Consider the following 26,243-nt stretch of genomic DNA (forward strand, 5'->3'; position numbering starts at 1 on the left):
CCGGCGGCACGCCGCGTCAGGTCGCGTCGGAGTCGAACGGTGTGGTCGAACTCGGCGCCGGGCCGTCGGCGGGCTGGGGTTTGGCACCGCCGGCGCCCACCGATGTCCCATCAGTGCCAGCCGTCCCATCAGTGCCAGCGATCGAGGACTGCGCCGCAGCCGCCGGTCCCGGTCCGGACTGCGGCTTCACCGCCGGTGTCTGAGGCTTGCCATTGCGGTCGGCCGAACCCGCAGGCGCGCCGTTCTGATCGACCTTGCCGGTGAAGATCGAGTCGTCGCCGTCGAGTAGATGTTTGGTCAGCGCCGCGCGCGGAGTCATACCGCGCAGCTTCTGCAGTTCCGAGAGCGGCTCCCGCAGATCGTCGAAGTCGGTGCCGAACTCGTCGCGGAGTTGGCTGGTGGCACCGGTGACATAGTCACGCACCTGACGCACGGCGCCCCCGGTCCAGCGGATGGCGCCGGGTAGCCGCTCCGGCCCCAGGATCACCAGACCGGCGATCACCAGGACCAGCATCTCGCCCCAGCCGACGTTGGCGAACATGGTTAGGTGCTGTCGTCGCCGTTGGGGGTCACGGTCAGCGTCACGGGACGACCGTCCCGGACGACCTCGATCGGCGCCGGCTGGCCGATCGCGAGCTGACGCACCGCGACGATGAACTCGTCGGCATCGGCGACCTTACGGTCGCCCACCTTGACCACCACGTCGTTCTCCAGGATCCCCGCACGCTCGGCCGGGCTGTTCGGCGAGACGTCGGCGACCTGCGCACCCTTGGAGACGTCGTTGCTCACCGAGCGAGCGGTCAGGCCCAGCGTCGGGTGAGCGATCTTGCCGTTCTCGATCAACGTCTCGACAACCTGCTTGACCTCATTGACCGGGATCGCGAAACCGAGCCCGCTGGCGCTGTCCGACAGCGACTTGCCGGCGGTGTTGATGCCGATGACCTCGGATTGCATGTTGATCAGCGGCCCGCCGGAGTTACCGTGGTTGATCGATGCGTCGGTCTGCACACCGTCGATCACCGTATCGGTGTCCGAGCCGTCGCCCGACAGCGGAACAGGGCGGTGCAGGGCGCTGATGATGCCGTGCGTGACCGTGCTCCTCAGCCCGAGCGGGGCGCCCGCCGCGATCACCTCTTCACCGACCCGCAGCTTCTCGGAGTCGCCCATGCGGGCCACGACCAGGTTGTCGACGTTGTCGACTTTCAGCACCGCCAGATCGGTCTTGGGATCACGGCCGACCAGATTCGCCGGCACCTCGGTGCCGTCGTTGAACACCACCGCCATCTTGAACTCGCTGGGATTGGTGGCAGCCTCGGAGATCACGTGATTGTTGGTGACGATGTAACCGCGGCCGTCGACCACCACACCGGACCCCTGCGAACCCTCCCGGTCACTGGTCGCCTCGATGGTCACGACCGAATCGGCCACCGCCGCGGCAACCTTGGCGAACTGGCCTTCGGGCTCGCCGTCTCCGGCGGAGCTGGTGTGCAATGTCACCTTCGACGTGGTGAACGCGGTGACCACCTCGGCGGTGGTGCGTCCCACCCATCCCCCGGCGACGCCGATGACCAGTGCGATGACGCCGAGGACGGCCAGCGCGACGTAGGACACCTTGCCGCCGAACAGCACGTCACGCACACCGAGCTTGCCCACCGGAGTGACGGGTTGGACCGGTCCGGCCGGTGCCATGGCGGGGGTTCCGAGCGCCGCCGGGGCGCCCGGATTGCGCCACGGATCATCGGGTTCGTCGTCCCCGGAGTCGCGCTCGGCTTCCAGTGCGCCGACGTCGGTGGGATGGCGCTGCAGCGAGTCACCGCCTGCGTAGGGGCGACCGAAGGCCTCCGCGAGGACCGGGTCCGGCGGCTGGTCTTTCGGGGCGTACTCGCCCTGGTCGCGATGCTTGGCCGCGTCCAGGAACGAGCCGTCCACGCCCGCGGGGCGCCCGAATGTGCGCTGCGCCGCCGGATCCACCGGCGGACGCGACACCGGCCGTGGTTCCAGGCGTTCCCGGCCGGTCTGGTCCAGATTGGTCACCCGTGCATCGCCCTTTCGTGCCCTTCCCTACAAGCCCGACCATCCCGACAAACCTGTGATCCCCGGGATACCCGCACCGCTGCCGCCGCCGCGCCAGCAATCGCCGACAACTCGGCGGTCGAGTTCGCGTCCACCCTACCGGCGCTTGCGGCGGGCCCGCTGAGCACCGTCGGCCAACTGCGGCGTCTCGGCGGGCTCCGGCGCGTCCACCGGGGTGCGGTCGGGAATCTGGGACAACAGCCCCAGCAAAGAACTCGGCATCGCTACGGGCCGTGATTCGCGCAGCACCTCGCGGGCCTGGCGCTGCGCATCGACCTCCCGCGCACACTCCGGGCACAGGGACAGATGGTGCGCGGCTCGCAGGTGTGCCGACATGCGCAGTTCACCGTCGACGAACGCGGCGACGGCCTCGATGGACAGATGCTCGGTGGAGCCGAATTGTCGCGGCCCCACCGGATCACCGCTCTGCGACGCCAGCTGCGAGGGGAGCCAGGAGAACGCCCGGCGGAACGCATGTCCGGGATCGAACACCACTCAGCTCCTTTCCGCTCGGCGGCGTCGGCCTGCGCTGACGAAAGACGACCTGCTTCGAATGTAGCGCGGCGCGGCGGGTGGCAGCGCGGGAACCTCAGGCCGACCTGGCCGTGTCGTTGACGAGAGCGCTCTCGGAGTGCAGCGCGAGATAGTCCCGCAGCGCCTGCCTGCCCCGATGGATGCGACTGCGCACCGTACCGAGTTTGACGCCCAGCGTCGCCCCGATCTCCTCGTAGGACAGACCCTCGATATCGCACAGCACGACTGCGGCACGGAACTCCGGCGCCAACGAATCCAGCGCGGCCTGCAGATCCGGTCCGAGTCGTGAGTCGTGGTAGATCTGCTCGGGGTTCGGCTCATCGGCCGGGACCCGGTCATAGTCCTCGGGCAGCGCCTCCATCCGGATGCGGCCACGGCGCCGGACCATATCGAGGAACAGATTGGTGGTGATGCGGTGCAACCAGCCCTCGAAGGTGCCGGGCTGATAGTTCTGGACCGAGCGGAAGACGCGGATGAACGTTTCCTGGGTCAGGTCTTCGGCGTCGTGTTGATTGCCCGACAGCCGATAGGCCAGCCGGTACACCCGGTCGGCGTGCTGGCGGACGAGTTCGTCCCAACTGGGCATCGCGGCCTTGTCACCGGTGGCGTCGAACACCGCGGTCCCGGTGAGCTCGTCAGCCGGCTCAACCCACTCGGCGTCGGTGAACTGCTCCAGGTGCGCCATGGTGACCGGCGCAGCGGCAGGCACAGGAGTAGCAGACATGGGGACGTGTGTGGTGGTCGTCGGATCCTCCAGTTCGTGATGGGAACGGCCATGCGCTGACGACCGCTCGAACTCGACAACACCGGGTGCCGGGGGGTTGTTCCCGGCACGCGCGGAATCGGTGCGTGCGCTTGCAGCGCCGTCTGTCATGCGATTACCGTCTCCCGTGCTGGTGTGCCAGGCATATGAGCTAACTGAACATTTCCTGAGAAAGATTGCTACCCCTTTTTTCACCAGCGGAAACAGCTCGACCAATGGCGGCTGTGGGCACCGACGCCCGGGCGTGTCGCTGTCGCGGCTCACCCGGCCTTGGCTCTACGCTGCGGGCATGTCCAGCACCGACGATCCCGGCGCCGGCTCGGCCGACGCCACCGCTCGGGCCCGCCAGGCCGAGGCGATCGTCACCCATGCCGAACACTCGATCTCCGAGGATGCCATCGTCGCTGCGGCGCGTGAGCGTGCCGTCGACATCGGCGCCGGCGCCGTTACCCCGGCCGTCGGGGCACTGCTGTGCGTGCTGGCGAAGCTGACCGGTGCCCGCGCGGTGGTGGAGGTCGGCACCGGGGCCGGCGTCAGTGGGTTGTGGCTGCTCTCCGGTATGCGCGAAGACGGCGTGCTGACCACCATCGACGTCGAACCCGAGCATCAGCGCACCGCCAAGCAGGCGTTCACCGAGGCCGGCGTGGGGCCGGGACGGACCCGGCTGATCAGCGGCCGCGCCCAGGAAGTGCTCACCCGGCTGGCCGACGAGTCTTATGACCTGGTCTTCATCGACGCCGCACCCGCCGACCAGCCGCACTTTGTCACCGAAGGGGTCCGGCTGCTGCGGGCCGGCGGGGCGATCGTGGTGCACCGCTCCGCCCTCGGCGGGCGGGCCGGGGACGCGTCGGCCAAGGATGCCGAAGTCGCCGCGGTACGGGAAGCGGCGCGCCTGATCGCCGAGGACGAACGGCTCACGCCGGTGCTCGTACCACTCGGCGACGGTCTGCTCATCGCCGCGCGCGACTGAGCCTTTCTCCCGCTCCCCTCCCACTCCCCTCCCACTCCCGGTCGGGCTCCCTCTCGGCTCCCTCGCCGACCTGCGCACCGCCGACCCGCCCCCGGCTGCCGCGGTTGTTTCAAGCGCTGTCTGGCGCCACCCCTTGCCCTCGCACTGAACGAGCGTTTAGCATACTAAACATGCGTTCAGCCGATGACCTCACCGCGGTGGCTCGAATCCGCGATGCGGCTGTGGACCTGTTCGGACGCGAGGGGTTCGGGGTCAGCGTGCGGGCCATCGCCTCAGCCGCGGCAGTGAGCCCGGCACTGGTGATCCACCACTTCGGTTCCAAGGACGGGTTACGCCGAGCCTGCGACGACTTCATCGCCGCGACGGTTCGCGCGAGCAAAACCGAGACCATTCAAACATCGGATCCCACAACGTGGTTCGCCCAGTTGGCCGAGATCGAGGAGTACGCCCCGCTGATGGCCTACCTGGTGCGGAGCATGCAGACCGGCGGCGATCTGGCCAAGACGCTGTGGCACACCATGATCGACAACGCCGAACAGTACATCGAGGAGGGTGTCCGGTCGGGGACCCTCAAACCGAGCGCTGATCCGCGGGGCCGGGCGCGGTTCATGGCAATGGCCGCCGGCGGCGGATTCCTGCTCTATCTGCAACTACACGACAACCCGACCGACCTGCGCGCCGTGCTGCGCGACTACAGCGAGGAAATGATGCTGCCGGCCCTGGAGCTCTACACCCAGGGTCTGATGGCGGATTCGACGATGTACGACGCGTTCGTCGCTCAACGCGCACAGGGCATTCCGTTCACACCGAGAGAAGGAGCGCACGATGACTGACACCGGGCTCGCGGTCGACATCGCGGGGTTGCACAAGTCGTTCGGCCACACCAAAGCCCTCGACGGGCTCGACCTGACCGTCGCGCCGGGCGGGGTGACCGGATTCCTCGGGCCCAACGGGTCGGGCAAATCCACCACCATCCGGGTGCTGCTCGGCCTGCTGCGCGCCGACGGCGGCACCGTCCGACTGCTCGGCGCGGACCCGTGGCACGACGCTGTGCAGCTGCACCGCCGGATCGCTTATGTCCCAGGCGACGTCGCGTTGTGGCCCAATCTCACCGGGATGCAGGCCATCGACCTTCTCGCGGCGTTACGCGGCAAGGACGCGGTGGACAGGAAGCGACGTGACCAGCTCATCGAGCGCTTCGAACTCGACCCGCACAAGAAGGCCCGTACCTATTCCAAGGGCAATCGGCAGAAGGTGGCGATCGTCGCCGCGTTCAGCACCCACAGCGATCTGTTCGTCCTGGACGAACCGACATCAGGTCTGGACCCCTTGATGGAACAAGCTTTTCAGCAGTGCGTTCGTGAGGTGGCCGACCGTGGCGCCGCGGTACTGCTGTCCAGCCACATCCTGGCCGAGGTGGAAAAGCTCTGCGATGCAGTGACTATCGTCCGCGCTGGTCGCACCGTCCGGTCCGGGGCATTGAGTGACATGCGGTATCTGATGCGTACCACGGTCACAGCCCGCACCCGTGCGGACGGCGGGAACCTCGAACAATCGGGTTATGTGCACGATCTGTGCACCGACGACGGCCGGCTGCGGTTCTCGGTCGACCGCGACGACCTCGACCGCGCAATGGCCGATCTGAGCGGTCTGGGCATCGAGGAGCTCACGGTCGCGCCGGCATCACTGGAGGACATGTTCCTGCGCGAGTACCAGGGGGTCGGCCGGTGACCAAAACCGCCGAACTACCCACCCGCGCAACACGACACGCCGCCGCGCCGGCCGGGTCACCGTGGACGGGCACCGTCAGTTTGATCCGGCTGGCCCTGCGCCGCGACCGGGTGCGCCTTTCGGTGTGGATCGCGGCGCTGACGGCGATGATGGCCTACTCTCCGCGGACCCTCGAGCTGGCGTACCCGCAAGAAGCGCAACGTCTGGCGCGGATAGAGCTGCTCAGAACACCGGCCGGGATGATGCTGGGCGGCCCGATGTTCGGTCGCAACGAAACCGAACTCGGCGCGATGATGGCCAACGAGCTGATGCTCACGCTCATCGTCGCCACGTCGATCCTCGCCATCCTCACCGTCGTCCGCCACACCCGCGCCGAGGAGGAAAGCGGCGCCGCGGAATTGGTGCTGGCCTCGGTCGTCGGCCGCTACGCCCGCACCACCGCGGCGCTGACCCTGGTTGCAGCGGTCAACGTCGTGCTCGCCGCGACGCTGACGGCGGCGATGGCCGTCAACGGATTCGACGTCGTCGACTCCGCCGCCATGAGTCTCGGTGTCGTCGCGGTGGCCACGGTGTTTGGCGCCGTCGCCGCGATCACCGCCCAGTTGTGGCGGACAGCACGCGCGGCGACCGGTGCCGCGATGGCGACTCTGGCCCTGGCCGCCCTGGTTCGCGGCGTCGGCGACGTCATCGACAACTCGGGCAGCGCGTTGAGCTGGTTGTCCCCCATCGCCTGGGCCCAGCAGATGCGCCCCTTCGTCGATCTGCGCTGGTGGCCGTTGGCGCTGCTTGCGGTGTCGACGCCGGCGCTCGTCGCCGTGGCCGCCTGGCTGGAGGCGCGCCGTCAATACGACGACGGCTCCATCGCCTCGCGTGGCGACCGACCCGATGCCCGCCCGATCCGCGGTGTGCTCGGACTTCATCTGAGGCTGCAGTTCGGGCAGACGATCGGGTGGTCGGTCGGTCTGTTCGCGGCGGGGCTGGCCTTCGGGTCGATGACGGACTCGCTGCTGGATGCCGCCCGCGACAACGAACTGATCGCCCAGATCGTGTCGGACCAAGGCCTCGACGGGGTCTACACGACCATGTCACAGTTTTTGGCCGCGGCAGCGGCGGCCTACGTGGCATCGGCGGTGCTGCGCGTGTACACCGACGAGCAGAACGGTCTGGGCGAGGCCGTGCTCGCCGGTGCGGTATCGCGCCGCCGCTGGTTGTCCACCGCGGTGCTCTCCGCAGTCCTGGGCGCGACGGTGCTGATGTTCTTCGCAGGGCTGGGCAACGGTCTCGGAGCCGGACTCACGCTGGGCGAACCGGCGACGGTACTCAAACTCACGCTGACCGGGCTGGCTTTCGTGCCCGCGCTTGCGGTTCTCGCCGGTATCGCCGCGCTCGCGGTGGCCGTGCGTCAGGCGTGGATCGCCTGGCTGGCAGTGGCTTTCGTGGTGACGTCGCTGTACCTCGGCGCGCTGCTGCGGTTGCCCCAGTGGCTACTCGACCTCTCGCCGGTAGGTCAGACCAGCTATCCCACCTCGGTTCCGGCACTGGAGTGGGCCGTTATGGCCGGTGCGGCAGCGGCGCTGACGATTGTCGCGGCCGAGGTGTACCGCCGCCGTGACGCGGTCTGACCGGCACAGCAGTCCACATCGAAGGGAGACGCTCTCCTGTGGAAACCACGGTCAAGCTCATCGCCCGGGCGCTGGCTTCGACACTGGCCGGCGCGGCGTTCTTCGTCGCCGTGTTGTTCTGGCCGGCCGGCACCTTCCACTACTGGCAGGCCTGGGCGTTCCTGGCGGTGTTCACACTGACGACGTCGGGATTCACCATCTTCCTGGCGGTTCGCCATCCCGACGCGTTGAACCGCCGGCTCAAGGCCGGCCCGACCCAGGAACCCCGCGCCGCACAGCGGATCATCATCAGCCTGACCGTGGTGGTCCTGGCCGCGACGTTCGTACTGTCGGCCCTCGACCACCGGTTCGGCTGGTCCTCGGTTCCGGTGTGGCTCGTCGTCGGCGGCAACGCCCTGGTGGCGATCGGACTGACCGTCGCGCAACTGGTGATCGTGCAGAACCACTACGCAGCGGCGACCGTGCGCGTCGAGGACGACCAACCGCTGGTGTCGACCGGCCTTTACGGGTTGGTCCGCCACCCGATGTACAGCGGCACGGTGATCATGATGATCGGAACGCCCATCGCCCTGGACTCGCTGTGGGGGCTGCTCGGGATGGCCGCGACGGTGCCGGTGCTGGTCGCGCGCATCCTCGACGAAGAGAAGATGCTGGACGAGGAACTCAGCGGGTATCGCGCCTATCGGCAACAGGTGCGCTACCGACTCATCCCCGGGGTGTGGTGATGCCGGGACCTGACCTCAGATCCAGACACCCTTGCCGACGGCGACCACACCGCCGGAACTGATCGAGAACCGCTCGCGGTCCTTGTCCAGATCCACACCGACCATCTCGCCCGGCCCGACCACCACGTTCTTGTCCAGAATCGCGTGCCGCACCACCGCACCGCGCCCGATGCGGGCTCCCGGCATGATCACGCTGCCTTCGACGATGGCGCCGTCGTCGACGACGACATTCGAGGACAGCACCGAATTGCGCACCGAGGCAGCCGAAATGATGCTGCCTGCGCCGACCACCGATTCCTGGGCCGAACCGCCGTTGACGAACTTGGCCGGCGCCAGATTCTCGGCCCCACCACGGATGGGCCACCGCTTGTTGTACAGGTTGAACACCGGGTGCACCGAGACCAGGTCCATATGCGCGTCGTAGAACGCGTCCAGCGTGCCCACGTCACGCCAGTACCCGTGGTCGCGCTCGGTGGCGCCCGGCACCTCGTTGTTGTTGAAGTCGTACACCGACGCCATCCCGTCGGCCACCAGCCGGGGAATGATGTCCCCACCCATGTCGTGGTCGGAGTCGTCGTCCTCGGCGTCGGCGCGGATGGCGTCGATCAGCACCTTGGTGGTGAAGATGTAATTGCCCATCGAGACGAACGTCTGCTCGGGATCGTCGGGGGTTCCCGGCGGATCGGCCGGCTTCTCGATGAAACCGCGGATCCGGCCCGAGTCGTCGGAGTCGATGCAGCCGAACGCGCTGGCCTCCGATCTCGGCACCCGGATACCCGCCACGGTCGCGCCGGCACCGCTCTCGATGTGCTGCTGGACCATCTGCTCAGGGTCCATCCGGTACACGTGGTCCGCGCCGAAGATCACGATGTAGTCCGGATCCTCGTCGTAGATCAGGTTCATCGACTGGTAGATCGCGTCGGCCGAACCGGTGTACCAGCGCGGGCCGAGCCGCTGCTGGGCGGGCACCGGGGTGATGTACTCCCCGGCAAGCCCGGAAAGTCGCCAGTTCTGCGAGATGTGCCGGTCCAGCGAATGCGACTTGTATTGCGTGAGCACGCAGATCCGCAGAAACCGGGCGTTGACGAGGTTGGAGAGCACGAAATCGATGAGCCGGTAGCCGCCCCCGAACGGCACGGCGGGCTTGGCGCGATCGGCTGTCAGCGGATAAAGGCGCTTTCCTTCTCCGCCTGCGAGGACGATGCCCAACACATGTGGCGCTTCCCTCATGCTGCCAACCTATCCGCACGTGGGGACGGGGGCCAGCCATTCGCGCTTTTACCGCGTTGCGCGCGCCGCGAAAACACCTCCCGGCCCGGGGGCTTCTCGGGCTGTCCGTCAAGACAATTGGGGATGCGACGCGACGCGTCCCTGAGTTGGATACGGTCACACCATGCGGGTGGCGATGATGACTCGGGAGTATCCACCCGAGGTTTACGGCGGTGCTGGTGTCCACGTGACGGAATTGGTCGCCCAGTTGCGGCACCTGTGCGAGGTCGATGTGCACTGCATGGGCGCGCCGCGGCCGGGCGCCACGGTGGCGCAACCGGACCCGGCGCTCACCGGGGCCAACCCGGCGCTGGCGACGCTGTCAGCCGACCTGAACATGGTCAACTCGGCGTCGGCAGCCACGCTCGTGCACTCCCACACCTGGTATGCCGGCATGGCCGGGCACCTGGCCGCATTGCTGTACGGGGTCCCGCATGTGCTCACCGCGCACTCGCTGGAACCGATGCGGCCGTGGAAGGCCGAACAGCTCGGAGGCGGCTACCGGATATCGTCCTGGGTCGAGAAGACCGCCGTCGAGGCGGCCGCAGCCGTCATCGCCGTCAGTTCGGGAATGCGCGCCGACGTGCTGCGCACCTACCCCGCGCTGAACCCCGACCGGGTGCACGTGGTGCGCAACGGTATCGACACCGACGTCTGGTACCCCGCCCGATCAGATCAGGACGGATCGGTACTGGCCGAACTCGGCGTGGACCGGACCCGACCGATCGTTGCATTCGTCGGGCGCATCACCCGACAGAAGGGTGTGGCGCATCTGGTCGCCGCCGCCCACCGCTTCGCCCCCGACGTCCAGCTCGTGCTGTGCGCAGGCGCCCCCGACACCCCGGAGATCGCCGAGGAGATCGCCGGCGCCGTGCAGCAGCTCTCCCAGGCCCGCACCGGAGTCTTCTGGGTGCGGGAGATGCTGCCGACCCCCAAGATCCGCGAAATTCTCTCGGCAGCAACTGTTTTCGTCTGCCCGTCGGTCTACGAGCCGCTGGGGATCGTGAACCTCGAGGCGATGGCGTGCGGGACCGCCGTGGTGGCCTCCGACGTCGGCGGGATCCCCGAGGTGGTCGACGACCAACGGACAGGCCTGCTGGTGCACTACGACGCCGATGACACGGCGTCGTTCGAGCACGGGTTGGCCGATGCGGTGAATTCCCTGGTCGGAGACCCCGAGCGGGCGACCCGCTTCGGCGTGTCGGGCCGGCAGCGGTGCATCGACGAGTTCTCCTGGGCGCACATCGCCGAAGAAACCCTGCAGATCTACCGCAAGGTTTCGTCGTAGCCGAGGGGTTCTAGCTGGTCACACCCTTGAGTTCGTCGCCGAGCGCAGCGGCCTCCTCGGGGGTGAGTTCGACGACGAGCCGGCCCCCACCTTCCAGCGGTACTCGCATCACGATGCCTCGCCCCTCCTTGGTTGCTTCCAGTGGACCGTCTCCGGTCCGGGGCTTCATCGCCGCCATCGAGTGCTCCCTCCGCATGGGCGTGCCCTGTCAGGGCCCGTTCTGTCCGTGACCCGAAGCTGCGCTGGTTCTACGTGCACCGACAGCATCCGGATCTGAACTGCTACAGACCTCCATTGTTCCCTATCAACGCCACGTCGTGTGCGAAGACCCGGCTATAGCCACCGGCAAGCCATCGGGACGCGTCCTTTCCCGGGCCGGCGCCGTGACGGTCATGAGGCCGACGTGCCGCCTCCCAGACGTGGCACCCAGCAGTCTGCGACATGGTCGTCCACCATCCCGGTGGCCTGCATCAACGCATACGCCGTGGTCGGTCCGACGAACCGGAACCCGCGCCGTTTGAGTTCCTTGGCCATCGCCGTGGATTCCGGCGACACGGCAGCCACCTCGGCCAAGCTCGCCGGTCGTCCCCGGGTCGCGCGGTCGGCCGGGGCGAAGGACCACAGCAACTCCCCCAGATCCACACCGGCGGCGGCCATCTGCGCGGTGACGCGCGCGTTGGTGATGGTGGCGTCGATCTTGGCGCGATTGCGCACGATGCCTGAATCGGCCATCAGCCGGTCGACGTCGCGATCGGTGTAGCCGGCGATGCGTTCGACGTCGAACCCGTCGAACGCGGTGCGGAAGTTATCCCGTTTACGCAGGATGATCAACCAGGACAGGCCACTCTGGAACGCTTCGAGGCTGACCCGCTCGAACAGCGCCGCCGCACCGTGCAGCGGCCGCCCCCACTCGGTGTCGTGGTAATCCCGGTACAACGCGAAATCGGCGGCGGAAAGCCTGGTTTGGTCGATCCAGCCGCACCGGATCCGCGGATCGGCGGTCGCCGCACTCACCCGTCGTCCCGGACGTCGTCCGCCGGCAGCGCACCGGCAGCATCCCGAAGGCCGGCATCGCGATCGTCGGCATCGCGATGGTGACTGAGGGTGTCCGCACCGTGCGCCGCGCGCACCGCGGCGAGTTCACCTCGAAGCATGTCGAGTTCGCGGCCCAGCCGCTCGAGCACCCAGTCGACCTCGCTGGTCTGGTAACCACGCAGGGCCTGGCTGAACTTGACCGCCTCGACATCGGCACCGGTGACACCGGAGGCGGGCAGCACCGTGGCGGTGGTGCCCTGCGGCAGCGGGGGCAACACTTCGCCGCGGCCGAACAGCACACTGCCCACCGCGAACAACACGAAACCGACGAGCACCAGCACGACGAGATAGAGCAGCACCAGAGTCACAGTTCGATCTTGCCCGACGGCGCCGACACCGGCACCGGCTCACCCGGGCATGGTTCAGCGGGGACGCAGGGTGATCATCGGCGGCCGGTCGGTCAACGAGACCGTCGACGTCCGCGGGGTGTAGTCCTCGCCGTCGGCGAAGAACTGCGTCAGACCCACCCCGGAGTCGGGGATTCCGCACCTGGACAGCAGGGTGGCGATCACCTGTCTGCTCATCGATGCCAGCTCGGTCAGCGGGCGGTTGCGGTGCGTACGGACGCCAAGGTTCACCTGGGCAATCGCGTCCAGTCCGAGCCGGTCGTAGGTGTCGACGAGCAGGCCGATCTCCACGCCGTACCCCGGCGCGAACGGCACCGCCGTCAACAGCTCGCGGGTACCGGCGTACTCACCGCCCAACGGTTGGTACAGGCACGTCAGCTCGGGACGCAGCGACGCCAACAGGGGCCGCGCCACCAGTTCGGTGACCCGTCCGCCGCCGTTGGCGTCCTCTTTGCCGCTGACCTTCAGAGGCCGCCGGTAGAAACCCTTGACCAGATGCACACCCTCGGCCGTGAGCAGCGGCCCGAGCAGCTTGGGCACGAACATCGGATCCGGGTCGAGCAGATCGGAGTCGACGAAGGCAATGATGTCGCCGGTTGTCGCCGCCAGCGAGCGCCACAGCACCTCGCCCTTACCGGGTTCGGGCGCGACCTCGGGAAGCGCCACCTCGCGGCTGACCACCCGGGCACCGGCGGCGACCGCGCGGATCTCGGTGTCGTCGGTGGAACCGGAGTCGAGCACGATCAGCTCGTCGACCAGCCCACCGAGCAGCGGGGTGATGGTCTCCACGACGCCGGCGACCGTCTCCTCCTCGTTGAGCGCGGGCAGCACCACCGACACCGTGCGCCCCTTCTTGGCCGCCTCCAGTTCGGCCACCGTCCAGCTGGGCCGGCACCAACTGCGGTCGGTGAGCCAGCGGTGTTCGGCCACACCGAAGGTATCCAGGTCGTTGACGCGATCAGACAACACAGTCATGCCAGTCCCCTCACCGTGCGTTTCGGCTGACGGGCGCCCTTGATCGACGCAACCATCTCCAGTACCCGACGTGTGGGTCCGACCTCGTGCACCCGGAACATCGCGGCACCGTCGGCCGCCGCAAGCGCGGTTGCCGCCAGGGTGCCTTCGAGGCGTTCGGTCAGACCCACCCCCAGAGTCTCCCCGACGAAATCCTTGTTGCTCAGGGCCATCAGGACGGGCCATCCAGTGTTAACAAGCTCTTTTACGTGGCGCAACAAACTAAGACCGTGGTAAGTGTTCTTGCCGAAATCGTGGGTGGGATCGATGAGAATCCGGTCCCTGCGCACCCCCAGAGCCACCGCGCGCTCGGCCGACGCGGTCACCTCGGCGACGACGTCGTCGACCACACCGCGCTCGGAGAGCCCGTAGGCGACCCGAAACGGACGGGTCCGCGGCACCGCCCCGCCGGTGTGCGAACACACCAGCCCGGCGCCGAACTCGGCGGCCACCCCGGCCAGCTCCGGGTCGGCCCCGCCCCAGGTGTCGTTGATCAGGTCCGCGCCGGCCGCGCAGGCCTGCTTGGCGACCTCGGCTCGCCAGGTGTCGACGCTGATCAACTGGTCGGGAAAGGCGTCGCGCAACCATTCGATGAACGGCACCACCCGCGCCACTTCCTCGTCGGCGTCCACCGTCACACCCGGCCCGGCCTTCACCCCGCCGACGTCGATGACATCGGCGCCGTCGGCGACCACCCGGTACGCCGCCTGCTTGGCGGCTTCGTCGGTGAAGGTCGCACCCCGGTCATAGAACGAGTCCGGCGTGCGGTTCACGATCGCCATGATCAGCGCACGATCGCCGGCCACGGGGCGCCCCAGAAACGTCGACTGCACCTGACCAGGCTACGTTCAGCGCCCGTTCGGCAGCGCCGGGCGACCGTCGGGGTTGGTGCGCACGCCCGGCCGCGGGCTATTTCGGCTTCTTGCCGGCAGCGACCTCGTCGGGGTACTCGTTGTAGAACGGGACGTAGCCCTCGTCGCGCCCGGCCAGCACGAACAGCGGATCCTCGATCGTGACGTCGTCGTCGTCACCCTCGCCGCTGGAGCCGCCGTAGCCCTCCTTGCGCAGGTCCACCTTCTGGCTCTTGAACGTCGACGTGTGGGCCAGCTCCTTGACCACCCGGACGAACAACGGCACCGCGTACCCCGGCAGCTTGTCGAACACCGACTGCGCCAGCGCCTTGCCGTCGAGCTGCTCGCCGTCTTTGAGCTGGATCGCCACCATGCCGGCCTTACCGCCGGTGTCGGGGACCTCCACACCGAAGACGGTGCACTCCTCGACCTGATCGTGGGTGGACACCGCGGCCTCCACCTCGGTGGTGGCCACGTTCTCACCCTTCCAGCGGAAGGTGTCACCCAGCCGGTCGGTGAACGCGGCGTGCCCGAACCCCTGCGACCGCATCAGGTCGCCGGTGTTGAACCACACGTCCCCTTCTTTGAACGCGTCGCGGACCAGCTTCTTCTCCGACTCCTTCTTGTCGGTGTAGCCGTCGAAGGGCTGGAAATTGCTGACCTTGGACAGCAGCAGACCCGGCCGGCCGTCCTTGACCTTGCGCACCCGACCGTTCTCGTCGCGCACCGGGTCACCGGAGCCCTCGTCGTACTCGACGAACGCCACCGGGGTCGGGCAGATCCCGGTGGTCTTGTCCACGTTGAGAACGTTGACGAACGCCGTGTTGCCCTCGCTCGCGGCGTAGAACTCGCACACCCGCCCGATGCCGAAGCGCTCGGTGAACGCGTCCCAGATCGCCGGGCGCAGCCCGTTGCCGCAGATGACCCGCACCTTGTGCTGCCGGTCGGTTGGCTTCTCCGGCTGGTTGAGCAGGTAGGCGCAGACCTCTCCGATATAGACGAACGCGGTCGCCTCATAGCGGATCACGTCGTCCCAGAACTTCGACGCCGAGAACGACTTGCCCAACGCCAGCGTGGCACCCGAGTTCAACACCGACGACAGCGCGACCGTCAGCGCGTTGTTGTGATACAGCGGCAGGCAGCAGTACAACGTGTCGCTGCTGTTCAACCGCAGACCCAGGCCACCGAATCCGGCCAACGCGCGCAGCCAGCGGTAATGGGTCATCACGCTGGCCTTCGGCATGCCCGTGGTCCCGGAGGTGAAGATGTAGAAGGCCTTGTCCTTGGCCAGCACCGCCGAGGTGGTGGCCGGGTTGGTGGCCGGCGCGGTCTCGGCGAGCTGTTTGAGCTCGTCGAGGGTGATCACACCGTCGGTATCGGCGCCGGACTCGGTGATGGGCTCGATGAACTCGGTCTCGGCGACGACCACTGACGCCGAAAGCAGGCCCAGGCTGTGCTTGAGCACCTCGTCGCGCTGGTTGTAATTGAGCATCCCGGAGATGGCCCCGCACTTGACGGCGGCCAGCATCAGCAGCACCGGTTCCGGCGAGTTGCGCATCATGATGCCCACCACGTCGCCGTGGCCGACTCCGCGGGCGGCGAGCACGGCCGCGTACCGGTTGACGGTTTCGTTGGCCTCGCCGTAGGTGATGTCGCGGTCCTCGAAGCGCAGGAACACCTTGTCGGCGTGTTGGGCGGCGCGGTCCTGGAAGACTTTGCCGATCGACGTCTTGGCCGTGGGCCGGGCGCCGAAGCCGGTCACCACGCCACGCACGATCGTCGGCGTGTCTCTCAGCAGACCCGGTACCTGCTTGGCGATGTCGAGCAGCCCGACGCTGCTTCGGGTCCCTGACCTGTTCGTCATAGTTGCCGCTCTTCCTCCGGTGTCGATGTGTGGGTCACCCTAGCCGGGGTACGCACGCGGCCAGAGCGGCGTCGACGTCGCCGACGACGGTGAGGCACCGCATCGCGTTCTCGGCGACATAACCGGTTCCGACCAGCCCGCGCAACCAGGCCAGCAGACCGTCGTAGTGCCCGAGGGTGTCGAGCATCACGATCGGTTTGGTGTGCATACCCAAATAGCCCGCGGTCCAGGCTTCGAAGAATTCCTCCAGGGTTCCGATGCCCCCGGGTAGCGCGATGAACGCGTCGGCGCGGTCCTCCATCACCTGCTTACGTTCCCGCATGGTGTCGGTGACGATCAGCTCGTCGGCCTCGGTGTCGGCGACCTCTTTGTGGACGAGCGCCTTGGGGATCACCCCGACGGTGTATCCGCCGTGCGATCGGGCGGCGGCGGCCACGGCACCCATCGCCGAGACGTTGCCCCCACCGGACACCAGCGTCCAGCCACGGTCGGCGATGCCTTTGCCGACCGCGTCGGCCAACTGCAACAGCTCAGGATGAACCGGGCCCGATGCGCAGTAGACGCACACCGCCCACTCACGGTCTGGATCTCGGGACACGACACCAACCTATCCACATAGACTCCGCGATGTGCCTTCGCCTCAGCCTCCCGGATGGGTGACCGCACCGCCCGACGCCGTCCTCGAACAGCTCGAGGCGGGCGTGCGCACGCGGGCCGGCGCGGTGCTGCTCGGCCCCGCCGGGGTGGGCAAGACGACGCTGGCCCGAACGGCCGCCGACCGCCTGGGCGCCGACTTTCCGCGCGTCGACCGGGTGCGCGCGACCGCATCACGACAACCGGTCCCGCTGGCGCCCTTCGAACGCCTGCTGACCGTGCCCGAGACCGGCACCACCGCAACGGTTCTGCGCGCGGCCCGGGAGAGGCTCGGCGACGGCCGACTGTTGCTCGTCGACGACGCGCATCTGCTCGACCCGCTTTCGGCGGCGCTGGTCTACCAGTTGGCGGTCGGCGCGACGGCGCGGGTGCTGGTCACCGCGACCCTCGGTGCGGCACCGGTTCCCGCCGAGGTCGCCGCCCTGTGGCGGGACGGTCTGGTCGCCCGGGTCGACCTGCAGCCACCCGGTCACGACGACGGGCGGCTGATGACGCAGATCGCCGAGTTCGTCGACACGTTGCCCGGCGCGGCCCACCGCATCCTGGAGTTCCTCGCGGTCTCAGATCCGTTGAGCCGTGCCGATGCCGAGGCGCTGACCGACCTCGACACGGTCGAGGGGGCACTGCGGTGCGGTGCGGTCGTCGTCGAGGACGACGAACTGCGCCCGGCCCATCCGCTGTTCCTCGACGCCGTCCGAGACGCACTCGGTGGACCGGATCTGCGCCGGCTGCGCACCGCCATGGTGGCGCAGGTCTCGACGGGCAGTGTCGGCGTTGTGGGCCGGCTGCGGCTGGCCGTGCTGGCGGTGGGAAGCGACCGCCCGCTGCCGTTGTCCGACACCTGCGCCGCCGCCCAGGATGCACTGCGGCTGGGCGACCTCGACCTCAGCGAGCAGCTCGGCCGCGCGGCGCTCGGAAAAGCTCCTGATCTCAGCGCCCGCTTGACCGTCGGGTACGCGCTGGCCTGGCAGGGCCGCGGCCGGGAGGCCGATGCGGTGCTCGGCGAGATCGATCCGGCTGCACTGACCGAAGAGGAACTGCTGGCGTGGGCGCTGCCCACGGCGGCCAACCAGTTCTGGATGCTGTCCGAACCCGAGCGTGCCACGGCGTTCCTGCACAGCACCCGGGGCAAGATGCGCACGGCGGCCGCGCGCATCACACTTGACGCGCTGGCAGCCACCTTCAGTATGAACGCCGGAAATCTGGTTCGGGCAAGCGAACTCGCGCGCGACGTACTGGCCTCACCCGATGCCGACGACACCGCGGTGGGGTGGGCGGCGTCCGCGGCAGCGCTCAGTTCGGCGCGAATGGGTCGTTTCGACGACGTCGACGCGCTGGCCGAGCGGGCACTGTCCGCGGGCCAGCCCGGCCTGCTGCGGTTCACCAGCGGGCTGGGCCAGACGACGGCACTGCTGATGACGGGCCGGGCCGACCGGGCACTGGAGCTGGCGCAGCGGATCACCGATTTCGCACAGCGCCGTCAGCCGGCCCGAGCCATCGGTGAGGTGCTGATCGCCGACGCCCTCATCGCCGTGGACGAGCCGGCGCGTGCGGTGGCGCTGCTGCGCGAGGCGGCCGCAACCCTGGCACCCACCGGATACTCGTGGGGCCCGCTGGCGTGGATGTTGTCGGCGCAGGCCCTGGGCCGGCTCGGCCAGCCGGTAGAAGCCGGAAAAGCGTTGGCGCGTGCGGAGTCCCGCCACGGCCTGAAGTCGATGATGTTCGCCCCCGAGCTGGCATTGGCGCGGGCGTGGACGCTGGCGGCGCGACGGGATACGCACGGGGCGGTCAGTGCTGCCCGCGACGCCGTGAAGGCGGCCGAGCGGGGCGGGCAGCTGGCGGTCGCGTTGCGCGCCGCGGTCGACGGTGTCGGGCTGGGTGATCCGCGCGCCCTGGACACGGTGTCGCGGTTGTCCGAGAAGGTCGACTGTGGCTACGGGCGCGCTGCGCTCGCCGCGGCCCCCGGCCGGACCTGAACGGTGCAGCGAATTTCGGTGTCCGGGCACCCCCGGCGGCGAACTTAGAATCGATGTCACCGATACCCCACGTGATATGGAGTGCACGATGACCGAACCGCTGTCGGTGGACACCAGCGGTCTGCGTTTCCTCGGCGACATCCACGGCCGGGTGGCCGCAGGTCTCGGCTCGTTGGCGGGCGACTCGCCCGGCGCGGCGGCGGTCGCCGGATCGCACGGCACCATCGCCGCCGCGGTCGGCACCGCGCTCACCGGCGCGCTCGGCAGCAGATCGGGCACGATGGCCACCACCCAGGCGGCCGGGGACACGATTGCGGAGTTGCTGCGGCAGGCGGCAGCCGCCTACGAGCGCGGTGACGAGAAAGGTGCCCAGGCCATCCGGACCGCGGCCGACCAGCTGGCGCGCGAGCAGGGCACCGTCGGCCAGGGCGCCACCGCAGCCACCGGTGCGGCCGGCCCGGCCGGCGCCGGCACCGATGCGCTGGGGCAGGCGGTCGGTCAGCTGGCCCAGCTGGGCCAGTTGGGACAGGCCTTCACCGCACCGCTGGCCGCACTGGCGCAGCCGCTTGCGCAGCTTCCCCAACAGCTGGCACAAGGCCTGGCCCAGACGGCGCAGACTTCAGCGCAGGGCCCCGGATCGACCGACCCGGACCTCATCGAGCAGCAGCACCCCGTCGACGAGCGTGCTGCCGCCGACGGGGAACCCGTCGACGTGGACCCCACCGGAAGCGAAGACCCCACCGGAAGCGAGGAGGCCACCGGAAACGCTGCACGCGGGGCAGGGCAGGGCACCCACGCAGCAGCCGGTCCGGTGCCGCTGCCCGCCACCGAACCGCGGCCGGCACCCACCCGGCCGGCGGTCGAGTAGGCACGGCTTCGCCTGGTCCGGCATCGATCAGATTTCGGTGAGCTTGCCGTCGGCGAGTCGCAGGACGCGGTGCACGCCGATCGCGTCGAGGAAGGCGTGATCGTGGCTGACCACGATGACGGCCCCCCGGTAGGCGGTCAGCGCGTCCTGCAGCTGCTCGACGCTGGTCAGGTCGAGGTTGTTGGTCGGCTCGTCGAGCAGCAACAGCTGGGGTGCGGGTTGGGCGAACAACACACAGGCCAGGGTGGCGCGCAGTCGCTCGCCGCCGGAGAGCACGCGCACCGGGTGGTCGACCGAGTCGCCGCGAAAGAGGAACTGCGCGAGCAGATGCCGGCGCCGGGTCACCGACAGCTCGGGTGCGAACGCCTCGAGATTGTCGAACACCGAGCTGTCGTCGTCGAGCAGATCCAACCGCTGGGACAGATACGCTGTGCGCGCGGCGGTGAGCTCGACGGTGCCGACGTCCGGTTCGACCCGCCCGAGCAGCGCCCTGAACAGCGTCGTCTTGCCCGCACCATTGGGTCCGGTCAGAGCGATCCGCTCTGGACCGCGCACGTCGAGATCGACACCGCCGAGCACCACACGCCCGTCGAGATGCACATGTAATCCGCTCACGTGCAAAACCTTTCGGCCGGAAGCGACGACCGTCTCGGGCAACTCGAGTACCAGGGTGGGCGCGTCGCGCAGCGTCCGCTGGGCGTCATCGAGACGGGTCCTGGCATCCTGCACCCGGTTGGCATGGACATCGTCGGCACGCGCCGCGGTCTCCTGCGCCCGTCGCTTCATCGCACCGGCGACGATCTTGGGCAGCCCAGCGTCCTTGAGGTTGCGTGTGGCCGCGCCGGCCCGCCGATCGGCCCGCTCCCTGGCCTGTTGGCGCTGTCGCTTCTCCCGCCTGAGGGTCTGCTCGGCGTTGCGCACCGCATCCTCGGCGCAACGCTGCAGGTCCTCGACGGCCTGCCGGTAGGCGGTGAAACCTCCTCCGTAGAAGGTGATCTCGCCATCATGGAGTTCGGCGGTCTGGTCCATCCGGTCCAGCAGCTCCCGGTCGTGGCTGACCACCAGCAGGCACCCGCCGTAGTCGTCGAGCGTGTCGAAGAGTCGGTGCCGGGCGTCGACATCGAGGTTGTTGGTGGGCTCGTCGAGCAGGAGCACATCGGGTCGGCGCAGCAGTTCCCGAGCCAGGCCGAGCCGCACCGCCTCGCCACCCGAGAGCGACCGCAGCGACCGGTCCACAGCGATGCGCCCGAGGCCGAGCCGGTCGAGTTGAGCTCGGGTGCGTTCCTCGATGTCCCAGTCGTCGCCGATCGCGGCGAACACGTCGTCGCCGCAATCGCCGGCGGTCAACGCGTTGAGCGCATCGATCGCCGTGGCGACACCCAGCACTTCGGCGACACTGCGGTCGTCGAGCAGCGGCAGGGTCTGTGGCAGGTAGCCGACGACCCCGTCCGCGGTCACCGCGCCGGAACTGGGACGCAGTTCGCCGGCGATCAGCCGCAACAGTGTGCTTTTACCGGCACCGTTGGCCGCGACCAGACCGGTGCGCGCGGCACCGACGGTGAAGGACAGGTCGCCGAACACCTCGGTGCCGTCGGGCCAGGAGAAGGTCAATCGACTGGCGGCCACCATGGGAGCGGACGTAGACGCAGAGATAGACATGTGGAAGCGCTTTCGATGGCGCAGGGGCGAATACGCCCGTGCAGCGAAATAAGGACACGTCCGGGATCTACCCGGTGATGTCTTCTCCCAGCATGCTTGGCAGATTATCTCGGCTGTCAATCCGATTATTCGCCACCGGTCAAGCGGTCAGGTAACGCCGCAGCATGGCTGTGACCGCGGTGATCTGCTCGACCTCGACGTGTTCGTCCACCCGATGGGCAAGATTCGGGTCGCCGGGCCCGTAGTTGACCGCTGGGATGCCGAGGGCGGCGAACCGCGACACGTCGGTCCAGCCGTATTTGGCGCGCACCCGACCGCCGGCGGCGGCGACCAGCGCGGCCGCGGCGGGCCGGGTCAATCCCGGCAGCGCGCCCGGTGCGGAGTCGGTCATGTCGATCCGCACGTCGAGGCCGTCGAAAACCTCGCATACGTGGGCATACGCCTGTTCGACAGAGCGGTCCGGGGCGAAGCGGAAGTTGACGGTGACGCTGGCGGCGTCGGGGATGACATTGCCCGCGATGCCACCCTCGACCCGCACCGCCGAGAGCCCTTCGCGGTAGACGCATCCGTCGATGTCGACCGAACGGGCGCGGTACGCCGTGAGCCGCGCCAGCACCTCACCCAGTTTGTGAACGGCGTTGTCCCCCAACCATGACCGAGCCGAATGCGCCCGGGTTCCCGCCGCGCTGACGATGACCCGCAGCGTGCCCTGGCAGCCGGCTTCGATCAATCCGCCCGACGGCTCGCCCAGCACCGCGACGTCCGCAGCGAGCCACTCGGGCAGTTCGCGCTCGATGCGTCCCAGCCCGTTGGCGGACGCTTCGATCTCCTCACAGTCGTACATCACCAGCGTGATGTCGTGGGTCGGGTCGGTGACGGTGGCCGCCAGGTGCAGGAACACCGCGTCACCGGACTTCATGTCCGAGGTCCCGCAGCCGTGCAGGACACCGTCGGCCAGCCGACTGGGCATGTTGCCGGCCGCGGGCACGGTGTCGATGTGCCCGGCCAGCAGCACCCGCGACGATCTACCGAAGTCGGTGCGGGCCAGCACCGCATCGCCGTTGCGGATGATCTCGAAGCCGACCGTCTGCGCTCTGAGCGCGGTCTCGATCTCGTCGGCGATGCGCGTCTCGTGACGCGATTCGCTGGGAATGTCGACCAGGGCGGCGGTCAGCGCGATCGGGTCGCCGTGTAGATCCAGCACACGACCACGTTAACCCTGTTCGCGTCGACCCGTTCGCCCCGGTCGCCGATCGCCCGACCTCAGTACCGGATCGCCTCGATCAGCGGCCCGGGCTCGTCCATCAGCGCCCAGAAGCGGTCCCGGATGGCCACCGTCACCGGGCCGGGGCCCCCGTCGCCGATCGGGACACCGTCGAGGGTGTTGATCGGCGTCACGCCGCCTGCGGTGGTGACCGCCATGATCTCGTCGGCCTCGTAGAGTTCGTAGCTGGTGACATCGCGCAGCGTGGCCTCGATGCCCATCGTGTCGGCGATCTCGAAGACCGTTTTCCGGGTGATGCCGGGCAACGCATTTCGCGACGGGGATGCCAGCTTGCCGTCCTTGACGATGCAGACGTTGAACCCGGGTCCTTCGGCGACGCAGTTGTCGGCGTCCATCAGGATGGCGGTGCGCGCCCCGCGGTCTTTGGCCTCGAAGCTGGCCGCGGTCAGATCGCCCCACTGGTAGTTCTTGATGGTGGGGTCGACGGTGTTGCGACCGGCGCGGCGAACGTGCCTGGGTACCACCGCGGTGGTGCCGAAGATCTGCTCGGCGGGCGGGAATGCCCACAGGTACGGGATCGCGTAGATGTAGACCTGATGGGTCAGTTTCGTCAGATCCTTCTCACCCTTGCGTTTTCCGTAGCCCCGTGTGACGGTCAGGTTCACGAACGACTCGCGCAACTGCGACAGCGATACGCATTTCTTGGTGATCTCGGCGAGTTCGTCCTTGGTGTGGCCGGGGTCGAGGCGCAGCTTGCGGGCGCCGTCGAGCAGGCGGTCGAGGTGATCGCCGAGCCGAAAGATGTTGCCGTGCCAGACGTGGGCCACCGTGTAGGTGAGGTCGGAGTGCCCGAACCCGGTGTCGAAGATGGAGATCCTGGCGTCCTCGGCGGGCAGATACTCACCTTCGATCCAGGCCACCCCGCCGGCGAACGGGCTGGAGTGGTCCAGTTCGTAGTCGCTGTACTGGATCACCGATCCCGGTGGGGTGTCCTCGCGGATGGCGCCGGGTTCGACGGCGACCAGATTCGACGTGCCGATGTCAACGCTCATGGTGTTTGTGGTCCTTTCATCGGTGCGTTGACACTGCGTCCACCGTGAGGACGTGCGAGTGGATGCCGCGGTGAACGCAGTGTCAGCGAGGGTTCGGGTCAGAGGTTGTGGGTCTTGGCGTAGTCGGCGCCGGCCTCACCGGCAGCCAGGCGGGTCTTCAGCCCGGTGGCCCACCAGATGGCGGCGAGGGCGACGATGCCGAGGAAAACCCATTTGTTGGTGGTGAATTGGGGCAGGAACAGCAGGGCCACCGCCACTGCCAGGAATACGACCAGAGCCGTGACGTACAGCGGCAATCGGAACCTGCCGAGATCGAAGGTGCCGGGTTCGGGCGCCGGGATGGTTCCGCGCCGGTAGCCCACCAGCAGGCCGACGGTCTGCAGGATGTAGACGAAGAAGAACAGCAGCGAAGCGATGCCGATGATGTAGTTGAACGCCTTCTCGTTGACCAGCGCAGACAGCAGCAGAACCGTTGACAGACAACCCAATCCGATGATGGCGTAGGTCGGCGCCTTGCTCTTGGGCGACACATGGCGCCACACGTGGGAGAACGGCAACATGTTGTCACGGGCCATCGAGTACGCCAGCCGGGTGGCGACCAGGATGTTGGCCAGCAGGCAGGCCAGGATGTTCGTCAGTGCGATCGCGACGACGACCTTGGTCACCGTCGGACCGGCCTGCTGGGTGATGATCTCCTCGATGGGCGCGGCCGAATTGGCCTGCACCGCGGCGGGATCCTTGATGGCCAGGACGTACACCATGTACATCAGGAACTCGATGACGATCGAGGTGACCAGCGCGTAGAACATCGTCTTCGGGACCACCCGGCGGGCGTTCTTGGTCTCCTCGGCAACGTCGGCGCCGGACTCCACGCCGATCAACCCGAAGAACGGTCCGAGCGCGGCCGCCAGCCACGCCAGCAGGTAGGAGTCCTTGTCGCCGGACTCGCCGCCGGTGAACAACGTCGAGATCGGCTGGTGGTTCTCGGGTGCGGAGAACGCGATGATCGCGATCAGCGCGGTGGCGCCGACGGTGATCACCAACTCCAGGCTGACGCCGATGTTGTTGACCATGGTGGCGAAGCGGACACCGTAGATGTTGATCAACACGCAGACGACCACCACCGCGATGGCGAGCAGGATCTGGGTGGTCTGCGTCATGCTCCAGCCCATCAACCCGCCGAGATAACCGGACAGGATGAAGCCGACACCGGTCATACCGCAGACCCAGCCCATCAGCGCGATGACGCCGGTGAACCAGGCAAGGTTGGGGCCGTTGATCCGGCTGATCCACTGGTAGGAGTAGCCGGCCAGGGGAAGCTTGGCGGTCAGGTCGGCGGCGATGAACGTCCACAGTGCGAACACCGCGCCGGCCAGCAGCAGCGTCCATACGAACGGCGCTCCGGCGGTGAAGTAGCCGGCACCGAAGCCGGTGAACACGGCCGTGGTGGCGCTGATGGTCGCGAATCCGATCGCGAAGGACGCCAGCGTGCCCACCGACCGGTCCAACTTCTGGTGGTAGCCGAGTTCGGCGAGCTTGGCATCCTCGGCGCTCAGTGCTGAGCCGCGCTCTGGTGAATGAGTGGGTGGTGATATCGCATCGGTCATGGTCGCTCCAGGTCAAGCCATCGGGAAGAACACCTGGAGACAGCGAACCGCCACCGCGCGGTTACCGGAAGTTCGCACTTCTGATCTGCTCATAAACCACGGTTATCAGCGGTGGTCCGCGGCGCGTCCACCGTGTCGGAATCCCCGAAACTCCATTCCGACCGCACATGCCGGACCAGCGCATCAGCCTGCGGGGTGAGGTCGGCGGGATTCCACGCCAACGCGGTGTGACTGGGTGGGCGGTCGACGATCGGCACGTAGACGATCCCGGGCCGGTCGTAGAACCGGGCCACCGACGAGGTGGTGAAACTGATACCCAGGCCCCGGGCGATGGCCGTCGTCTCGGCCTCATAGGTGGCCGCCACGGCGGCGATGGTCGGCGGCCGGTTGCCGCGGACGTCCATCGCCAGCCAATAGTCGCGCCAGGTGCCCGCGGTCAGCGGAGCGCAGACGATCGGATCGTCGAGCAACTCGGCGATCTCGACCTCGGTGCGCTCGGCGAGGCGGTGATCGCGCGGCAGGCAGGCCACCCACGATTCGGAGTCGAGGATCAGCATGCGGTGCCCGGGCAGGTCGACCGGCGGCCGGATGATCGCGACGTCGGTGCTGCCCTCGGCCAGTCCCGCGGTCGGGTCGGCGAAATCGAACTCGATGGGTTCGACGGTGACGTCGGGGTAGGCCGCCTCGAAGTGGCGGACCAGCCGGAACAACAGGTCGGCGCCGGTCCCGATGAGGTAGCCGACCCGCAGCACCCCACGCCGGGTGCCCGAGAGCATGATCAGGTTGTCGACGACGGCGTCCACCCCCGACAGCGCCTGCTGAACCTGCGGCAACCATGCCGAACCGAGATCGGTCAGGGCCACTTCCCGGGTGTTGCGGTGAAAGAGCACGATGCCGAACTGGTGCTCGAGTTGTTTGATCGCGGTCGAGAGCGCGGGCTGGGTGATGAACAGCTTCTCCGCGGCCCGCCGGTAGTTCAGCTCGTGGCCCAGAGCAGCGAAGTAGCGCAGTTGACGCAACGTGACGGCGTGGACTCCAGCGGTCGTGGCTCCTCCT

General features: G+C 68.2%; 25 protein-coding genes. 8 read left to right on the forward strand and 17 right to left on the reverse strand.

The window, feature by feature from the left end; translation table 11 throughout:
- Positions 1-16: 16 nt before the first annotated feature.
- From tatB to sigE, 4 genes are all read right to left on the reverse strand, one after another.
- The gene (gene tatB, locus ACNUDN_RS20055; RefSeq protein ID WP_419123520.1) at positions 17-541 is read right to left on the reverse strand and encodes a Sec-independent protein translocase protein TatB; all 525 of its coding nucleotides are present in this window, start codon (positions 539-541) and stop codon (positions 17-19) included.
- 2 nt (positions 542-543) lie between these two features.
- Positions 544-2,034 carry a serine protease HtrA gene (htrA, locus tag ACNUDN_RS20060; RefSeq protein ID WP_419123521.1) on the reverse strand — a complete coding sequence of 497 codons (1,491 nt, stop codon included), beginning with the start codon at positions 2,032-2,034 and terminating at the stop codon, positions 544-546.
- 135 nt (positions 2,035-2,169) lie between these two features.
- A complete protein-coding gene (gene rseA, locus ACNUDN_RS20065) occupies positions 2,170-2,565 on the reverse strand; it encodes an anti-sigma E factor RseA (RefSeq protein WP_419123522.1) in 396 nt (131 codons plus the stop codon).
- Positions 2,566-2,662: 97 nt separating this feature from the next.
- Positions 2,663-3,481 (reverse strand): RNA polymerase sigma factor SigE, encoded by an 819-nt coding sequence (gene sigE, locus ACNUDN_RS20070; RefSeq protein ID WP_419123523.1) that lies wholly within the window; start codon positions 3,479-3,481, stop codon positions 2,663-2,665.
- Positions 3,482-3,659: 178 nt separating this feature from the next.
- Between sigE and ACNUDN_RS20075 the strand changes: the two genes are divergently transcribed.
- From ACNUDN_RS20075 to ACNUDN_RS20095, 5 genes are all read left to right on the forward strand, one after another.
- Positions 3,660-4,340 carry an O-methyltransferase gene (locus tag ACNUDN_RS20075; RefSeq protein WP_419123524.1) on the forward strand — a complete coding sequence of 227 codons (681 nt, stop codon included), beginning with the start codon at positions 3,660-3,662 and terminating at the stop codon, positions 4,338-4,340.
- Positions 4,341-4,510: 170 nt separating this feature from the next.
- On the forward strand, positions 4,511-5,173 hold the full coding sequence (locus ACNUDN_RS20080) for a TetR/AcrR family transcriptional regulator (RefSeq protein ID WP_419123525.1): 663 nt from the start codon (positions 4,511-4,513) through the stop codon (positions 5,171-5,173).
- Complete coding sequence (locus tag ACNUDN_RS20085) at positions 5,166-6,071, forward strand: ABC transporter ATP-binding protein (protein ID WP_419123526.1); 906 nt, start codon at positions 5,166-5,168, stop codon at positions 6,069-6,071. The genes ACNUDN_RS20080 and ACNUDN_RS20085 overlap by 8 nt, the downstream gene beginning before the upstream one ends.
- Positions 6,068-7,693, forward strand: coding sequence for an ABC transporter permease (locus ACNUDN_RS20090; protein WP_431960478.1), 1,626 nt, complete (start codon positions 6,068-6,070; stop codon positions 7,691-7,693). Before ACNUDN_RS20085 ends, ACNUDN_RS20090 begins: the two co-directional genes overlap by 4 nt.
- Positions 7,694-7,731: 38 nt before the next feature.
- A complete protein-coding gene (locus ACNUDN_RS20095; protein WP_419123527.1) occupies positions 7,732-8,418 on the forward strand; it encodes a methyltransferase family protein in 687 nt (228 codons plus the stop codon).
- Between the two features lie 15 nt (positions 8,419-8,433).
- Here ACNUDN_RS20095 and glgC read toward each other — a convergent pair whose 3' ends face one another.
- Positions 8,434-9,648 (reverse strand): glucose-1-phosphate adenylyltransferase, encoded by a 1,215-nt coding sequence (glgC, locus tag ACNUDN_RS20100; RefSeq protein WP_419123528.1) that lies wholly within the window; start codon positions 9,646-9,648, stop codon positions 8,434-8,436.
- Between the two features lie 163 nt (positions 9,649-9,811).
- On the opposite strand from glgC, the gene glgA reads away from it, so the two are divergent.
- Positions 9,812-10,975 (forward strand): glycogen synthase, encoded by a 1,164-nt coding sequence (gene glgA / locus ACNUDN_RS20105; RefSeq protein WP_419123529.1) that lies wholly within the window; start codon positions 9,812-9,814, stop codon positions 10,973-10,975.
- Between the two features lie 10 nt (positions 10,976-10,985).
- Here the strand turns inward: glgA and ACNUDN_RS20110 are convergent, their stop codons facing one another.
- The 7 genes from ACNUDN_RS20110 to log all read right to left on the reverse strand — a co-directional run bounded on the left by ACNUDN_RS20110 (position 10,986) and on the right by log (position 16,744).
- Complete coding sequence (locus tag ACNUDN_RS20110) at positions 10,986-11,153, reverse strand: DUF3117 domain-containing protein (RefSeq protein WP_003931055.1); 168 nt, start codon at positions 11,151-11,153, stop codon at positions 10,986-10,988.
- A gap of 212 nt (positions 11,154-11,365) precedes the next feature.
- On the reverse strand, positions 11,366-11,989 hold the full coding sequence (locus tag ACNUDN_RS20115; RefSeq protein WP_419123530.1) for a DNA-3-methyladenine glycosylase I: 624 nt from the start codon (positions 11,987-11,989) through the stop codon (positions 11,366-11,368).
- Positions 11,986-12,378: a DivIVA domain-containing protein gene (locus ACNUDN_RS20120; protein ID WP_419123531.1), complete on the reverse strand. Its 393-nt coding sequence runs from the start codon at positions 12,376-12,378 to the stop codon at positions 11,986-11,988. The genes ACNUDN_RS20115 and ACNUDN_RS20120 overlap by 4 nt, the downstream gene beginning before the upstream one ends.
- Positions 12,379-12,432: 54 nt before the next feature.
- The gene (locus tag ACNUDN_RS20125; RefSeq protein WP_419123532.1) at positions 12,433-13,392 is read right to left on the reverse strand and encodes a glucosyl-3-phosphoglycerate synthase; all 960 of its coding nucleotides are present in this window, start codon (positions 13,390-13,392) and stop codon (positions 12,433-12,435) included.
- Positions 13,389-14,213: a dihydropteroate synthase gene (gene folP, locus ACNUDN_RS20130; protein WP_419125235.1), complete on the reverse strand. Its 825-nt coding sequence runs from the start codon at positions 14,211-14,213 to the stop codon at positions 13,389-13,391. Before folP ends, ACNUDN_RS20125 begins: the two co-directional genes overlap by 4 nt.
- A 127-nt stretch (positions 14,214-14,340) precedes the next feature.
- Complete coding sequence (gene fadD6 / locus ACNUDN_RS20135; RefSeq protein ID WP_419123533.1) at positions 14,341-16,146, reverse strand: long-chain-acyl-CoA synthetase FadD6; 1,806 nt, start codon at positions 16,144-16,146, stop codon at positions 14,341-14,343.
- A 34-nt stretch (positions 16,147-16,180) separates the two neighbouring features.
- Positions 16,181-16,744: a cytokinin riboside 5'-monophosphate phosphoribohydrolase gene (gene log / locus ACNUDN_RS20140; protein ID WP_419123534.1), complete on the reverse strand. Its 564-nt coding sequence runs from the start codon at positions 16,742-16,744 to the stop codon at positions 16,181-16,183.
- A gap of 31 nt (positions 16,745-16,775) precedes the next feature.
- On the opposite strand from log, the gene ACNUDN_RS20145 reads away from it, so the two are divergent.
- Positions 16,776-18,776 carry an AAA family ATPase gene (locus ACNUDN_RS20145; RefSeq protein WP_419123535.1) on the forward strand — a complete coding sequence of 667 codons (2,001 nt, stop codon included), beginning with the start codon at positions 16,776-16,778 and terminating at the stop codon, positions 18,774-18,776.
- An 88-nt stretch (positions 18,777-18,864) separates the two neighbouring features.
- Positions 18,865-19,644 carry an ESX-1 secretion-associated protein gene (locus ACNUDN_RS20150; RefSeq protein ID WP_419123536.1) on the forward strand — a complete coding sequence of 260 codons (780 nt, stop codon included), beginning with the start codon at positions 18,865-18,867 and terminating at the stop codon, positions 19,642-19,644.
- A gap of 27 nt (positions 19,645-19,671) precedes the next feature.
- Here ACNUDN_RS20150 and ACNUDN_RS20155 read toward each other — a convergent pair whose 3' ends face one another.
- From ACNUDN_RS20155 to ACNUDN_RS20175, 5 genes are all read right to left on the reverse strand, one after another.
- Complete coding sequence (locus ACNUDN_RS20155) at positions 19,672-21,273, reverse strand: ABC-F family ATP-binding cassette domain-containing protein (protein WP_419123537.1); 1,602 nt, start codon at positions 21,271-21,273, stop codon at positions 19,672-19,674.
- A 169-nt stretch (positions 21,274-21,442) separates the two neighbouring features.
- Complete coding sequence (gene dapE, locus ACNUDN_RS20160) at positions 21,443-22,507, reverse strand: succinyl-diaminopimelate desuccinylase (RefSeq protein ID WP_419123538.1); 1,065 nt, start codon at positions 22,505-22,507, stop codon at positions 21,443-21,445.
- Positions 22,508-22,566: 59 nt separating this feature from the next.
- Positions 22,567-23,580, reverse strand: coding sequence for an aminotransferase class IV (locus ACNUDN_RS20165; protein WP_419123539.1), 1,014 nt, complete (start codon positions 23,578-23,580; stop codon positions 22,567-22,569).
- Positions 23,581-23,678: 98 nt separating this feature from the next.
- Positions 23,679-25,187, reverse strand: a complete 1,509-nt coding sequence (locus ACNUDN_RS20170) for an APC family permease (protein WP_419123540.1) — start codon at positions 25,185-25,187, stop codon at positions 23,679-23,681.
- 89 nt (positions 25,188-25,276) lie between these two features.
- Positions 25,277-26,206 (reverse strand): LysR family transcriptional regulator, encoded by a 930-nt coding sequence (locus ACNUDN_RS20175; protein ID WP_419123541.1) that lies wholly within the window; start codon positions 26,204-26,206, stop codon positions 25,277-25,279.
- Positions 26,207-26,243: the final 37 nt, after the last annotated feature.

The organism is Mycobacterium sp. smrl_JER01, assembly GCF_048513595.2.
Classification (GTDB): domain Bacteria; phylum Actinomycetota; class Actinomycetes; order Mycobacteriales; family Mycobacteriaceae; genus Mycobacterium.

Bases quoted from the DNA above. Each gene is read 5' to 3' on its own strand.
- tatB (WP_419123520.1), bottom strand. From the start codon at position 541: ATGTTCGCCAACGTCGGCTGGGGCGAGATGCTGGTCCTGGTGATCGCC.
- sigE (WP_419123523.1), bottom strand. From the start codon at position 3,481: ATGACAGACGGCGCTGCAAGCGCACGCACCGATTCCGCGCGTGCCGGG.
- ACNUDN_RS20075 (WP_419123524.1), top strand. From the start codon at position 3,660: ATGTCCAGCACCGACGATCCCGGCGCCGGCTCGGCCGACGCCACCGCT.
- ACNUDN_RS20080 (WP_419123525.1), top strand. From the start codon at position 4,511: ATGCGTTCAGCCGATGACCTCACCGCGGTGGCTCGAATCCGCGATGCG.
- ACNUDN_RS20085 (WP_419123526.1), top strand. From the start codon at position 5,166: ATGACTGACACCGGGCTCGCGGTCGACATCGCGGGGTTGCACAAGTCG.
- glgC (WP_419123528.1), bottom strand. From the start codon at position 9,648: ATGAGGGAAGCGCCACATGTGTTGGGCATCGTCCTCGCAGGCGGAGAA.
- glgA (WP_419123529.1), top strand. From the start codon at position 9,812: ATGCGGGTGGCGATGATGACTCGGGAGTATCCACCCGAGGTTTACGGC.
- ACNUDN_RS20110 (WP_003931055.1), bottom strand. From the start codon at position 11,153: ATGGCGGCGATGAAGCCCCGGACCGGAGACGGTCCACTGGAAGCAACC.
- ACNUDN_RS20125 (WP_419123532.1), bottom strand. From the start codon at position 13,392: ATGACTGTGTTGTCTGATCGCGTCAACGACCTGGATACCTTCGGTGTG.
- folP (WP_419125235.1), bottom strand. From the start codon at position 14,213: ATGGCGATCGTGAACCGCACGCCGGACTCGTTCTATGACCGGGGTGCG.
- fadD6 (WP_419123533.1), bottom strand. From the start codon at position 16,146: ATGACGAACAGGTCAGGGACCCGAAGCAGCGTCGGGCTGCTCGACATC.
- ACNUDN_RS20150 (WP_419123536.1), top strand. From the start codon at position 18,865: ATGACCGAACCGCTGTCGGTGGACACCAGCGGTCTGCGTTTCCTCGGC.
- ACNUDN_RS20155 (WP_419123537.1), bottom strand. From the start codon at position 21,273: ATGGTGGCCGCCAGTCGATTGACCTTCTCCTGGCCCGACGGCACCGAG.
- ACNUDN_RS20165 (WP_419123539.1), bottom strand. From the start codon at position 23,580: ATGAGCGTTGACATCGGCACGTCGAATCTGGTCGCCGTCGAACCCGGC.
- ACNUDN_RS20170 (WP_419123540.1), bottom strand. From the start codon at position 25,187: ATGACCGATGCGATATCACCACCCACTCATTCACCAGAGCGCGGCTCA.